This is a genomic window from Streptomyces sp. NPDC001709 (assembly GCF_053596375.1).
Genome location: NZ_JBSFGB010000032.1, coordinates 1 through 12,482, shown reverse-complemented (window position 1 = coordinate 12,482; position 12,482 = coordinate 1). Strand labels below are relative to the sequence as shown.

The following is a 12,482-nucleotide window of genomic DNA, read 5'->3' as shown; positions in this document are numbered from 1 at the left end:
GGTGAGGGCGGCGGTGATCCGGAGAACACCAATCGTCCGAGTGGCGGTGGTGGCCATGGTGGTGGTGAGGGTGGCGGCGGTGGTGAGGGCGGCGGTGACCCTGAGAACACCAACCGTCCCAGCGGTGGCGGTGGCCATGGCGGCGGTGACAGTGGGGGCGACGGAAACGGCGGCGGTGACCCGGAGAACATCGGTCGGCGCCCCGGCGGCTTCGGTGAGCCCGGCGGTGGTAACCGCATCATCGTCCAGGGCGGCCTGCCGGCCTCGGGCGAGGACGGCAGCGGTGATCACATCATCGTCCAGGGCGGCCTGCCCGCCTCCGACCTCGGAAACGCCGCCACGCACCTTGCGGACTCCGGCCCCGCCGCGGAAGGCGACGCAGGCTTCGACGGCGGAACGTTCGCCAGCGGTTCCGGCGCGGGCTGAGCCACCGCATGCTCTGCCATGTCTGTCGCGTCCACGTGCGGCGCGACTTCCCGTACTGCCTGCACTGCGGCACCCAGCGCCGGGGCGCCGCACCGACGTCGTACGCCGCGCCCCAGCTGCGCGGCCTCGACGACCCCACGCTGCTCGTCGCCCTCACCGGCCCGGTCACCACGCTGGGCCGCGGCGAGGACAACGACGTCGTCCTGACCGACACCAGCGTCTCGCGCCGCCACGCCCGTATCGTCCGCACCGCTGAGGGCTTCCGGATCGAGGACCTGGACTCCTTCAACGGCACCGCGGTCGCCGGCGTCGACCTGCACGGCGGCGCGGCCCGGCTCGCCGACGGCACCGAGCTGTCCGTGGGCGACGTACGCCTGGTGTTCGAGCAGCCCCGCGACGCCCGGATCGGCTCCCGCACGATGGTCGTCGGCACCCAGCTGACCCAACTGCCCACCGCCGGAGAGGAGGAGGCCCCGGAGGCGAACGGCCCGCTCACCGCGCGCCCCCGCCGCCGCTCCGGCTGGGCCCTCAAACAGATCCCGACCGAGCGCGGCGCCCCCCGCTGGGTGCTCAGCAGCACCCGCACCGGCCGCTACCTGGAACTGGACGAGCGCCAGGTCTTCCTCTGGCACGCCGTCGACGGCGAGAACACCGTACGGGACCTGCTGTTCGCCTACGCCGAGCGGTACGGCGAACTCGCCCTGCCCCGCATCGAGTCCGCGCTCGCCGCGTTCGCCGACGCCGGGCTGCTGCGCGGCCTGCCCGGCCGGCCGGAGCAGGAGCGGCCGACGGGCTGGCGCCGGGCGGCGCGCGCACTGCACCGGGCGCTGCTGAAACTGGAGGTGTCCGTCCCCGGCCTCGACCGGCTGGTGACCCGGCTCTACCAGGCCTTCGGCTGGCGGCTGTTCACCCGGTCCGGCGTGCTGCTCGCCTGGCTGTCGGTGGCCGGCGGCCTCACCGCGGTCTTCGCCGCACAGGGCCGCCACCACCTGCTGGACTTCGGCGGTGCGGGCGTGTGGGGCCCGGTCCTGCTGGCCGCCGGATACGTCACGGCCCTGCTCGTCCACGAGCTGACGCACGCGCTGGCCGTGAAGTCGTACGGCCGCAAGGTCAGGCGCGGCGGGTTCCTGCTGATGATGGGCATGCCGTTCGCGTTCGTGGACACCAGCGACATGTGGTTCGGCACCCGCTGGTCACGGGTCGTGGTGGCCCTGTCGGGACCGCTGTCCACGGCGGCCCTGGCCGGCTGGTGCGCCACGGGCGCGGCCCTGCTGCCCGCCGGCCCCGCCTCGGCCGTCCTCTACCACCTGGCCTTCGGCCTGTACCTGAACACCCTCTACAACTTCAACCCGCTGATGCCGCTGGACGGTTACCAGGCGCTGACCGACGCGCTCAGGGTGCCCCGGCTGCGCGAGGAGGCGAGTGCCTACTTCCGCACCGGCCTGTGGCGCGACCTGCGCGCGGGCAACCGACCGGGCCCCCGCCAGGCGGGCATGGCCGCCTACGGCCTCGCGGTCGTCGTGGGCACCTACGGCTTCCTCGCCCTCGCCCTGCTGGCCTGGCGCTCCCGGATCGGCGACCTGCTGGAAGGCCGGCTGGCCGAGCCGTGGACCACGGTGATCGAGGCGGCCGTGGTCGCCCTGGTCGCCTTCCCGGTGTGGGCCGCCCCGGTGCGCTGGCTGCTGCGCCGGGTACGGCGCCGCCGGGACGCGAAGGACGTACCGCAGGGTGCCGGGATCACCGCGCCCGTGGAGGGGACGGCATGACCGAAGACGTGGGCTGGGCCGTACCCGGCTACGCGGCCGTCCGCACGCTCGGCGAGGGAGCCGGCGGCCGGGTCGTCCTCGCCCGGCACACCGCGACCGGCGTGCCCGTCGCCATCAAGTACCTCAGCGAACGCCTGCGCGCGGACCGCGAGTTCCTGGCCCGCTTCCGCGCCGAGGCCCGGCTGCTCGGCGAACTGCGGCACCCGTGCGTGGTGCGGCTGTACGAGTACGTCGAGGCACGCGCCGGTGCCGCGATCGTGATGGAGGCGGTGGACGGCGTCAGCCTGCGCCAACTGCTGCGCCGGCACGGGGCGACCGGCCCCGAGGCCGCGCTCGTCCTGCTCAAGGGCTCCCTGCTCGGGCTGGGCGCGGCCCACACGGCCGGGGTGGTGCACCGCGACTACAAGCCGGAGAACGTCCTGGTCCGCGCCGACGGCACCAGCGCGCTCGCCGACTTCGGCATCGCGGTGCGCGGCGGCCGGGAGACCGAAGCCGCGGGCACGCCCGCCTACATGGCGCCCGAGCAGTGGAACGGCGAGCCCGCCGGCCCGGCCGCCGACGTGTACGCGGCGTCCGTGGTGTTCTTCGAGTGCCTGACCGGCCGGCGGCCGTTCCCCGGCGACGACGTGACCGCGTTGCGCCTGCAGCACCTGCGGGCTCCGGCCCCGCTGGACGACGTACCCGCGCCGGTGCGCGGGCTGCTGCGCGCGGGCCTGGCGAAGGACCCGGCGGACCGGCCCGGTGTCGAGACGTTCCTCGCCCGCCTGGAACGCTGCGCCGGCGAAGGCTACGGCGCCGGCTGGGAGGAGCGCGGCCGCCGGAGACTGGCGGAACTCGCCGCGTTGCTGGCCCTGCTGTTCCCGTTCACCACGACCGCGACCCTCGAAGGCTCGGCCAGTGCGCTGACCCTGCTGGGCCGGCTGAAACGCGGGGGATGGAAGGCGGCGACCGGTGGGGTGGCCGCGCTGGTGGTCGTCACGGGCGGAGCGACGTACGCGACGGGCCGGCCGCACGAGACGTCGACGACGGTGGCGATGTCGACCCCGTCCCCCGTCAACTCACCTGCCTTCCCCGGCACTTCCCCTTCCCCGTCGCCGTCCACCTCCGCCTCTGCCTCCGCCTCTGCCTCCGCCTCGCCGGGCAGCGTCCCGCCCTCGGCCGACGCGTCGCCCTCCGGAACGCCCTCGGACGGCCCGTCGTCCGCACCGGCCCCGTCCACGGAGACGACCGCACCGGCCGAGCCGCCTGCCACCGCGTTCCCGAGCGCGCCCACCGCCGGCACGGTCACCCTGACCATCGGCTCCTGGCAGCGCGGACAGAGACCGGGCACGCTCGTCGCGGCGGTCACGGTCGAGACGACGGGCACCGGACCGCTGACCGTCACCGCGAACTACTACGTCGACACACCCGCCGACTCCTACGGCTCCCAGAGCCGGCCGCTGTCCGGGAGCACCCGGTACGACCTGACCTTCGAGGCCGACTTCTCCAACCACCCGTGCCGGGGCACCTGGTACGTCACGCTGAGCAGCGATCCGGCGGCCGCGAACGGCTCCCAGACGGCCTCCCTGGACGCACCGCCGTGCTGACCACGCCACCGAGGGGGCCGAGGGAGCCGAAAGCCGCCCCTGCCGCGACGAGAACGGATCGACACGACGACATGACGACAGCCACCACAGTGGCCGGCCGGCCCCTGTCCGGCTGGTCGCGGGACACGCGCCACGGCACCTGGCACGCGCTGCTCCCCGCCCGCTCCGGCGATCACGCCGCCGGCGCGCTGCGGATCGACCGCGCCCTGCTCGTGCCCGAGGGCACGCGCGAGCGCCTGGCGGCCGTGGTGCTCGCCACGGCGAGGCTCCGGCTGCCCGGACTGCTCGGCACCGTCGACCTCGTGGCCGAGGCCGGCGAGGTATGGCTGCTCACGGCCCGGCCACCGGCCCCCGTGCTCGCCGACATCCTGTCGTCCGCCGACGGCCCCCGCCCGGACGCGGGCAGTGCCGCCAGCATCCTCAACGAAACCGCCCAGACCCTCCTCGCCCTGCACACGGCAGGCCTGACCCACGGCTCGCTCACCCCGGACACCGTCGTGATCGCGCCGGACGGGGTCGCCCTGATGGCCGAGGCGGGGCTGTGTGCCGTGTTGGGGGACGCGCCGGATGCCGGGCGTCAGGCATCCGCGTCGGGGTACGAGCCGGGCGCCGGGTGCCAGGCTGCGGACGCCGGTGCGGCTGCGGTGCCGGTGCCGAGTGCGGCGCCGTTCTCCGGCTGCCAGGCGGCCGACGCCGCGGCCTGGGCCGCCCTGGCCCGCGCCCTCGGTGCCGCCTGGACGCAGCCCGGAACCCCTGCGGCCGAGCTGTTCGCCCGCTGTTCCGCCACTGCCGAGGCCGACGGGCTGGCGGCGGCCCGGGCCGTGCTGGTGGCCGGGCGCGCGGCGCTCCCGGCGGACTTCCTGCGCCGTACGGCACTCCGCGCGGCCGCGGCCGCCTCGGTGCCGGACTTCGCGCCACCGAGGGACCGGCGTCCGGCACAACCCCTGGACCAGCACCCCTCACCGACCCCAGCGGACCCCGCTCCACGCGAGGCCTGCGCCGACCACGTCTCCCGGTCGACCGCCGTGGCTGACGGGGCTCCGCCGTCCGGTGGTGCCCCGCACGAGGTCACGCGGACCGGCGAGGCCACCGAACCAGGCCGCACCCCCGAGGCGGTCCCCCCGCACCACCGGCCGGCCGCCCCCGGCCCGGACACGCGAGCCCCGTTGCCCGGCTCCGGATCTCATCCGCGGGCCGCCGCCGATCAGTCGGCGACGGCCGGGCAGACGTCCGGTGCCGCAGTTCCGGACCGGGGAGCTGCGTTGCCGGGCTCGGGATCTCATCCGCCGTCCGCCGCCGATCAGCTCACCACACCCGGACGTGTCCGCCGCGCCACGGCCCCGGACACCCAGGCCACCGTCCTCGGCAAGCGCAACCGGGTGACCCTGCCTCAGGTGCCGGCCGGGGAGGACTCCGGCGAGATCATGCTGCGGTTCGGGCCCGGGGTTCCCGTCGAGGAGCAGGACGTCCTGCGCGCCCGGTGGCGCACGGCGGCAGCGGTACCCGCCCGGCAGCGCCCGCGCCGAAGACGCCGGGGCTGGATCATCACCACCGCCGTCGTGGCGATCGCCGCGGTTCTGCTCTGGCTCCTGCTGCGACCAGCCCCCGCCCCTGCGGTGGTCGCCGTCCAAGTCCAGGCCCCCGCAGGGCCGTTGCACTGCGGCCAGACGGCCGACCTGGTCGGTGTCGTCACCACCGACGGGCACGGCGGCCCCGTCACATACCGGTGGCTGCGCGCGAACGGCCAGGACTCGGGCGAACTGGTCCGCACCGCCCACCGCGGTGAGCGCCGGGTCAGGGTGCACCTGCGCTGGACGGTCCGCGGTCCGGGCCGCTTCCGGGGGACCGCCCGCCTCAGGATCGCGCACCAGACGGCCCCGATGGAGGCGGAGGCGAGCTTCACCTACGTCTGTCCTTGATGTCGTACCCGGGTGGGCCGGGCATCCCGCAGGCCGCCGGCACGGACAGGAGGCCCGCCCGGAAGAATGTCCTGGTCACCCGGAGGTACATGTCGGAATTCCGCCAGCACATGGCCCCTGCCGTGGCCGATGCTGGACGCATGCAGACAGCGACGCACCTCGACCGGGAGCACTGCGTACGGGCTGTGCAGTCCAAGGACGCGCGGTTCGACGGATGGTTCTTCACAGCCGTCCTGACCACCCGGATCTACTGCCGGCCCAGCTGCCCCGTCGTCCCGCCCAAGCCGGAGAACATGACGTTCTACCCGAGCGCGGCCGCCTGTCAGCAGGCCGGGTTCCGGGCCTGCAAGCGCTGCCGCCCGGACACCAGCCCCGGCTCCCCGGAGTGGAACCGGCGCGCCGACCTGGTGGCCCGGGCGATGCGGCTGATCGCCGACGGCGTCGTGGACCGCGAGGGTGTGCCCGGACTCGCCGCCCGGCTCGGCTACAGCAGCCGTCAGGTGGAGCGGCAGCTCCTCGCCGAGCTGGGCGCAGGCCCCCTCGCGCTCGCCCGCGCCCAGCGCGCCCAGACCGCGCGGCTGCTCATCGAGACCACCCCGCTTCCCATGGCGGAGATCGCCTTCGCGGCCGGATTCTCCTCCATCCGGACCTTCAACGACACCGTCCGCGAGGTCTTCGCCCTGACCCCGAGCGAGCTGCGCGCCCGCGCGCCGCAGTCCGGGCCCGGCACACCGGGCGCGCTCGGCCTGCGGCTGCCGTTCCGCGCCCCGCTCAACCCGTCCAACCTCTTCGGCCACCTCGCCGCCACCGCCGTACCCGGCGTCGAGGAGTGGCGGGACGGCGCCTACCGGCGCACGCTGCGACTGCCGTACGGCCACGGGATCGTCTCCCTCGCCCCGCGCCCCGACCACATCGCCTGCCGCCTCACGCTCAGCGACCTGCGTGACCTGACCGTGGCGATCAGCCGCTGCCGCCGCATGCTCGACCTGGACGCCGACCCCGTCGCCGTCGACGACCACCTGCGCACGGACCCGTTCCTCGCGCCCCTGGTCGACAAGGCCCCGGGACGCCGGGTACCGCGCACGGTCGACGAGGCCGAGTTCGCCGTCCGCGCCGTACTCGGACAGCAGGTGTCCACGGCCGCCGCCCGCACCCACGCCGCCCGCCTGGTCACGGCGCACGGCAAGCCCCTGGACGACCCCGAGGGCGGCCTCACCCACCTCTTCCCGGCGCCCGAGGCACTGGCCGGCGTCGACCCCGAAACCCTGGCGATGCCCCGCACCCGGCGCACCACCTTCACCACCCTCGTCCGCCAACTCGCCGACGGCACCCTGCACTTGGGGGTGGAGGCGGATTGGGCGGAGGCCCGCGCACGCCTGCTCGAACTGCCCGGCTTCGGGCCCTGGACGGTCGACGTCATCGCCATGCGGGCCCTCGGCGACCCCGACGCCTTCCTCCCCACCGACCTCGGCATCCGGCGCGCGGCCGGCGAGCTGGGCCTGCCCTCCACCCCGGCCGCGCTCACCGCCCGCGCCGAGGCCTGGCGCCCCTGGCGGGCCTACGCGGTGCAGTACCTGTGGGCGACCGACAGCCACCCCATCAACTTCCTTCCCGTGTAAGGATCTTCTCGATGAAGCAGCACACCGTCATCGACAGCCCCTACGGCCCCCTCACCCTCGTCGCCGACGACGGCGTCCTGTGCGGCCTCTACATGACCGACCAGCGCCACCGCCCGCCGGAGGAAACCTTCGGCAGCCTGGACGACACGCCCTTCGCCGAGGCCGAGAAGCAGCTGGCGGCCTATTTCGCGGGCGAGTTGACCGAGTTCCACCTCGAACTCCGCCTGGACGGAACCCCGTTCCAGCGCAGCGTCTGGAACCAGCTGACCCGCATCCCGTACGGCGAGACCCGCTCGTACGGCGAACTCGCCGACGCCCTCGGCAGCCCCAAGGCCTCCCGCGCGGTGGGCCTTGCCAACGGCAGGAACCCGATCGGCATCATCGTGCCCTGCCACCGGGTCATCGGCGCGGGCGGCGACCTCACCGGATACGGCGGGGGCCTCGACCGCAAGCGCCGACTGCTGGACTTCGAGCGCGGTACGGACCTGTTCTGAGCCGCCGTTGTCCGCGTGCGGCCCTTGCACCGGGCGCCGGTCTGTCCGTCGCAAACCTGCCACAAACGCGGTGCGGCCCGACCCGCTGACACCTCGAGTCGATCTCCATGCGTAAGGTCTTGGGAATCCGTTTACTCTTCCCAGGAGGTTCGCATGGAGTTCAGTTCCGCATCCCTTACCCGTCGGGGACTTCTGCGTACCGGCGCGGGCGCCTCACTCGCCGCGCTCGGCCTCGGATTCGGTGCCCAGAGCGCGTCCGCCGCGGTGAGCGCGACCAAGCGGTTCGACCTGGCCAAGCCCTCCTACGACCTGTTCCGCGACAAGGTGCTGCACAGCAAGCGCGTCCAGCAGAGCTTCGCCTTCGACTCGGACAACAAGCGCCTGTTCGTGGCCGCCAAGCGGTCCGGCAGCCCGGAGTCGGCCGGTGACCTGTGTATCAGCCAGCTCGACTTCCACGGCAACTACAAGTCGTACATGCACCTCAACGGCTTCGGCCACGGCGTCTCCTTCGGCGTCCGCGCGATCGGCGGCGCCAGCTGGCTGTGGATCGAGTGCGAGGCCAACAAGAACGGTTTCGGCACCAAGCTCGCCTTGATCAAGTACCAGCCGGGCACCACCCTCGACGCGTCCTCCACCAGCTTCGGCAGGTTCCGGCCGATCTCCGGCGCCTCGGAGTACACCTGCTCCATCGACCCGGTGTACCAGCGCATGATCGTCCGCTACCACAAGGACGGCGCCAAGCACATCGCCATCTACAAGCTCTCCGACACCGACAGGGGCGACTTCAGCGAGCCGCTCGTCAAGTTCACCCCGCCGGCGATCCCCGGTACCCCGCAGGGCTACACGCTCTACGGCTCGTACATGTACTTCCAGACGGGCGACCACTACTCGTCCACCAACAAGGCTCCCGGCAACACCAAACTCACCAGCATCAATGTGAACACCGGCAAGATCGCTCAGGGCCCGGTCCTCACCAAGGCCGGCTCCACCCTGCACTGGCGCGAGCCCGAGGGCCTCGCCGTCTACCGCACCGACGCGGGTGAGGCCCGCCTCTTCATAGGCTTCGCCACCGGCGACGAGGGCGACCGCCGCTCCAGCATCTTCTACAAGAAGGACCTGGTCTGACAGGCAGGCGGCGGGCTCAAACGCCCGCCGCCCAGCGCACTGCGGCGACCCCTCCGAGCAGCAGAGCCGGTCCCATCCACCACCAGCGCATGACCCGACGCACCGGCGGCAGTGCCCACATGGCCGCCGCTGCAGCGGCCGCCCCGATGGTCAGGACACATGACAGAACGATGCCCGCGTACGCGTCGTGGTCCCATGACCCGGAGGGGCGGATGGTGAGGGCTGTCCAGCAGAAGTACGCGGCAATGAGGGTGAGAAGGGCCAGGGGCACGGCGAGGACCAGGAGGAGGCAGCCCCGGTCGTCGTCCACGCGGGAAGGATCGTTCACCGGCGCAGCGCACTCCTTGCGTCGTTCAGGTTGTTCATGAATGCGAGCTCCTGGTACTGAGCCGGCGTCATTTCCTCTGGAGCAGCCGACTCTCGTCATGCCACCCGGCGGCCGTTCTCCAGTTCCGCGGTGCCGGAGCCGTCCGCGAGGACGTCCAGCGCGGTCAGGACACGGTGGCCTAGGGCGGTGGGGAGGTGGTCGGTGATCTCCTCGCGCGGGACCAGGCGCCAGGACAGTAGCTCCTCCTCCTGCAGGCGGATCGCCTTCAGGTCGGACTCCGCGAGGACACCGCCGTCGTACAGGTACGCCACCAGCGGCGGGCGGCCCGCGCCGTGCACCCAGTCCACGGCCAGCAGCCGGCCGAGCTCCCGGTCGAGCCCGATCTCCTCCAGCGTCTCCCGGCGGGCCCCCTGGCGCGGGGTCTCCCCGTCGTCCGACTCGATCGTGCCGCCCGGAAGCGCCCAGCCCTCGCGGTAGTTGGGCTCGACCAGCAGCACGCGCCCCTCGGCGTCCCGGAAGAGCGCGGCGGAACCGGCGAGGACACGGGGCAGGCTCGCGATGTACGCGGCGAAGTCAGGAGTCGTGGTCATTGGGGAAGGGTAACCAGCCGAAGGACCGCTACGGGCCTGCTGTCGCCAGGCGCAGGGTGCGTTCGGCCAGCGCACTGATCCGTACGCCGTCGAAGCCGAACACCGCGCTCCGTACCGTGTCCTCCAGCGGGTCCTTCCACTGGGCCGGGATCGCGGCCGCGCCGGTGCGGACCCCGGCCACCGAGCCCGCCGTCGCCCCGTTGGAGTCGGTGTCCAGGCCGCCCCGCACGGTCAGCGCGACGGTCCGGGTGAAGTCGCCGTCGCCGTACAGCAGCCCGGCGGTGAGGACGGCGGCGTTCGGGACGGTGTGGATCCAGCCGAGCCCGGCGGTCTCCGCGGCCAGCGTGGCCAGGGTCTCCTCCCAGGGCAGCCGTGTCTCGTGCAGGGTCATGACCCGCCGTACGGTACGGGCGAGCCGGCTGCTCGCCGGGATCACGCCGAGGGCCGCATCGAGCGCGTCCCGCACGGTGGGGGCGGTGAAGGCCGCGGCGATCAGCGCGGCGGCCCACATGGCGCCGTACACCCCGTTCCCGGTGTGCGACAGCACCGCGTCCCGGCGGGCGAGGCCGGCAGCACCCACGGGGTCCCCGGGGCGGGTCCAGCCGTGGACGTCGGCGCGGATCAGCGCGCCGATCCAGTCCTGGTACGGATTGTCGTACGTCGCCGTCAGCGGCGGTTTCAGCCCGTTGGCGAGGTTGCGGTACGCCGCCCGCTCCGCGGTGAAGGTCTGCAAGTACGGCAGCCGCAGCAGCCACAGCTCGCCGACGTCCTCGGTGCTGAAGCCGAAGCCGTACGTCTCCAGCAGGTGCAGCCCGAGGATCGCGTAGTCGACGTCGTCGTCGCGCACGCTGCCGTGGATACGGCCGCGCACGCACTGGCGCCACTCCGGCCGCAGTACGGCGCCGTCGGCCGGGTCGGCGGGCCCGGGCAGGTAGTCGGTGAGCGGCAGGGCCGCGGCCTTGCGCAGATAGCGGTCGATGCGCTCGCGGGTCCACACCTCGCCCTGCTCGACCGGTTTGCCGAGCATGTTGCCCGCGATCCGGCCGAGCCAGCCGCCGTGGATGCGGTCGGCGAGGCCGTCGGGCTGCCGGCGTTGGCTGGTCATGACGGGGATCTACCCGTTTTCCCCAGGCTCCTCCCAGCCGCTGCCCAGCCTTCGGTCGGGGCATGACGCCGGGGGGCTCCTCCGGTTAAGGTCGCAGCGGCGCGACTGGCCCTGACGTGCGCGGGGCCCGGAGAGCAAGGGGAAAGCAAGGTGGCGGACGCTGCAGTGAACGAGACCCGTCGGGTGCTCATCGCCGCGGACAAGTTCAAGGGCTCGCTGACGGCCGTGCAGGTCGCCGAGCGGGTGACGGCTGGGCTGCGCCGGGTCGTGCCGGACCTCCAGGTCGAGGCGCTGCCCGTGGCCGACGGCGGCGACGGGACCGTGGACGCGGCGGTCGCGGCCGGGTTCGAGCGGCGGGAGGTGCGGGTCGCCGGGCCGCTGGGCCAGGAGGTGACGGCCGCGTTCGCGCTGCGCGGGCAGACCGCCGTCGTGGAGATGGCCGAGGCGAGCGGCCTCCAGCGCCTGCCGGCCGGAGTCTTCGCGCCGCTCACGGCCTCCACGTACGGCTCCGGCGAGCTGCTGCGCGCCGCGCTGGACGCGGGCGCCCGGACGATCGTGTTCGGCGTCGGCGGCAGCGCCACGACGGACGGCGGCGCGGGCATGCTGTCGGCGCTCGGGGCGCGGTTCCTGAACGAGGACGGCGAGCCGGTGTCGCCGGGCGGCGGCGGGCTGGCGGATCTCGCGCACGCCGACCTGTCCGCCCTGGACCCGCGGCTGTCCTCGGTGGAGCTGGTGCTGGCCAGCGACGTCGACAATCCGCTGACCGGGCCGAAGGGCGCACCGGCGGTCTACGGCCCGCAGAAGGGCGCCTCGCCGGACGACGTGGAGACCCTGGACGCGGCGCTGGCCCACTTCGCCAAGGTGCTGGAGGACGAGGCCGGGCCGCAGTCGGCTCGGTACGCGGCGTCGCCCGGCGCGGGCGCGGCGGGCGGCATCGGCTACGGCGCCCTGCTGCTGGGCGCCCGCTTCCGTCCCGGCATCGAGGTCATGCTGGACGTCCTCGGCTTCGCGCCCGCGCTGGAACGGGCCACGCTGGTGATCACCGGTGAGGGATCGCTGGACGAGCAGACGTTGCACGGGAAGGCGCCGGCGGGGGTCGCTGCCGCGGCTCGGGCGGCGGGCAAGCAGGTCGTGGCGGTGTGCGGTCGGCTGGGTCTGCCGGGTGAGGCTCTGCTGGCGGCCGGGATCGAGCGGGCGTACCCGTTGACTTCCGTCGAGCCCGATGTCGCTCGTTGCATCGCGGACGCCGGGCCGATCCTGGAGCGCGTCGCCGTCCGAATCGCCGAGGACTACCTGGCCTGAGGCCCCTGGGGGCTCCGCCCCCAGACCCCCGTTTCCCACCCACCCACCCGTCTCGGTCGGCTGGGTGGGCACCGTCTCGGGCTACCTCGCCGTTCCCACCCTCGGCTCGCCTCTCGACCTACCGAGTCGGGTGGGCGGGTGGGCAAAGGGGGGTCTGGGGGCGGAGCCCCCAGGTCGCCCACACAAGCAGGGGGCCCCGGACCGTTGGCTGGTCCGGGGCCC

At 73.9% G+C, this 12,482-nt stretch carries 10 protein-coding genes and 1 pseudogene; 8 read left to right on the top strand and 3 right to left on the bottom strand.

Annotated elements, in window-relative coordinates:
* From ACWC0C_RS35410 to ACWC0C_RS35380, 7 genes and pseudogenes are all read left to right on the top strand, one after another.
* A pseudogene (locus tag ACWC0C_RS35410) lies at positions 1-426 on the top strand (hypothetical protein); the annotation flags it as partial.
* A gap of 8 nt (positions 427-434) precedes the next feature.
* Entirely contained in the window at positions 435-2,192 is a 1,758-nt protein-coding gene (locus ACWC0C_RS35405; protein WP_450868318.1) for an FHA domain-containing protein, read from the top strand.
* Positions 2,189-3,778: a serine/threonine-protein kinase gene (locus ACWC0C_RS35400; RefSeq protein ID WP_450868316.1), complete on the top strand. Its 1,590-nt coding sequence runs from the start codon at positions 2,189-2,191 to the stop codon at positions 3,776-3,778. The genes ACWC0C_RS35405 and ACWC0C_RS35400 overlap by 4 nt, the downstream gene beginning before the upstream one ends.
* 71 nt (positions 3,779-3,849) lie before the next feature.
* Positions 3,850-5,697, top strand: a complete 1,848-nt coding sequence (locus ACWC0C_RS35395) for a hypothetical protein (RefSeq protein WP_450868314.1) — start codon at positions 3,850-3,852, stop codon at positions 5,695-5,697.
* A gap of 140 nt (positions 5,698-5,837) precedes the next feature.
* Positions 5,838-7,316, top strand: coding sequence for an AlkA N-terminal domain-containing protein (locus ACWC0C_RS35390; protein WP_450868312.1), 1,479 nt, complete (start codon positions 5,838-5,840; stop codon positions 7,314-7,316).
* 11 nt (positions 7,317-7,327) lie between these two features.
* The gene (locus ACWC0C_RS35385) at positions 7,328-7,810 is read left to right on the top strand and encodes a methylated-DNA--[protein]-cysteine S-methyltransferase (RefSeq protein ID WP_450868310.1); all 483 of its coding nucleotides are present in this window, start codon (positions 7,328-7,330) and stop codon (positions 7,808-7,810) included.
* Between the two features lie 153 nt (positions 7,811-7,963).
* Positions 7,964-8,935, top strand: a complete 972-nt coding sequence (locus ACWC0C_RS35380) for a phage baseplate protein (protein WP_449197836.1) — start codon at positions 7,964-7,966, stop codon at positions 8,933-8,935.
* 16 nt (positions 8,936-8,951) lie between these two features.
* Here the strand turns inward: ACWC0C_RS35380 and ACWC0C_RS35375 are convergent, their stop codons facing one another.
* The 3 genes from ACWC0C_RS35375 to ACWC0C_RS35365 form a co-directional block, all read right to left on the bottom strand.
* Complete coding sequence (locus tag ACWC0C_RS35375; RefSeq protein ID WP_450868308.1) at positions 8,952-9,263, bottom strand: hypothetical protein; 312 nt, start codon at positions 9,261-9,263, stop codon at positions 8,952-8,954.
* A 95-nt stretch (positions 9,264-9,358) separates the two neighbouring features.
* Positions 9,359-9,853 carry an NUDIX domain-containing protein gene (locus tag ACWC0C_RS35370; RefSeq protein ID WP_450868306.1) on the bottom strand — a complete coding sequence of 165 codons (495 nt, stop codon included), beginning with the start codon at positions 9,851-9,853 and terminating at the stop codon, positions 9,359-9,361.
* Positions 9,854-9,881: 28 nt separating this feature from the next.
* Positions 9,882-10,958, bottom strand: coding sequence for an ADP-ribosylglycohydrolase family protein (locus ACWC0C_RS35365; protein ID WP_449197833.1), 1,077 nt, complete (start codon positions 10,956-10,958; stop codon positions 9,882-9,884).
* A gap of 165 nt (positions 10,959-11,123) precedes the next feature.
* Here ACWC0C_RS35365 and ACWC0C_RS35360 point away from each other — a divergent pair, with 165 nt between their 5' ends.
* Entirely contained in the window at positions 11,124-12,260 is a 1,137-nt protein-coding gene (locus ACWC0C_RS35360; RefSeq protein ID WP_450868304.1) for a glycerate kinase, read from the top strand.
* The last annotated feature ends 222 nt before the right edge of the window (positions 12,261-12,482 follow it).

Excerpts from the sequence above, each read along its gene's own strand:
- ACWC0C_RS35405 (WP_450868318.1), top strand. The coding sequence starts at position 435 with ATGCTCTGCCATGTCTGTCGCGTCCACGTGCGGCGCGACTTCCCGTAC.
- ACWC0C_RS35400 (WP_450868316.1), top strand. The coding sequence starts at position 2,189 with ATGACCGAAGACGTGGGCTGGGCCGTACCCGGCTACGCGGCCGTCCGC.
- ACWC0C_RS35395 (WP_450868314.1), top strand. The coding sequence starts at position 3,850 with ATGACGACAGCCACCACAGTGGCCGGCCGGCCCCTGTCCGGCTGGTCG.
- ACWC0C_RS35390 (WP_450868312.1), top strand. The coding sequence starts at position 5,838 with ATGCAGACAGCGACGCACCTCGACCGGGAGCACTGCGTACGGGCTGTG.
- ACWC0C_RS35385 (WP_450868310.1), top strand. The coding sequence starts at position 7,328 with ATGAAGCAGCACACCGTCATCGACAGCCCCTACGGCCCCCTCACCCTC.
- ACWC0C_RS35380 (WP_449197836.1), top strand. The coding sequence starts at position 7,964 with ATGGAGTTCAGTTCCGCATCCCTTACCCGTCGGGGACTTCTGCGTACC.
- ACWC0C_RS35370 (WP_450868306.1), bottom strand. The coding sequence starts at position 9,853 with ATGACCACGACTCCTGACTTCGCCGCGTACATCGCGAGCCTGCCCCGT.
- ACWC0C_RS35365 (WP_449197833.1), bottom strand. The coding sequence starts at position 10,958 with ATGACCAGCCAACGCCGGCAGCCCGACGGCCTCGCCGACCGCATCCAC.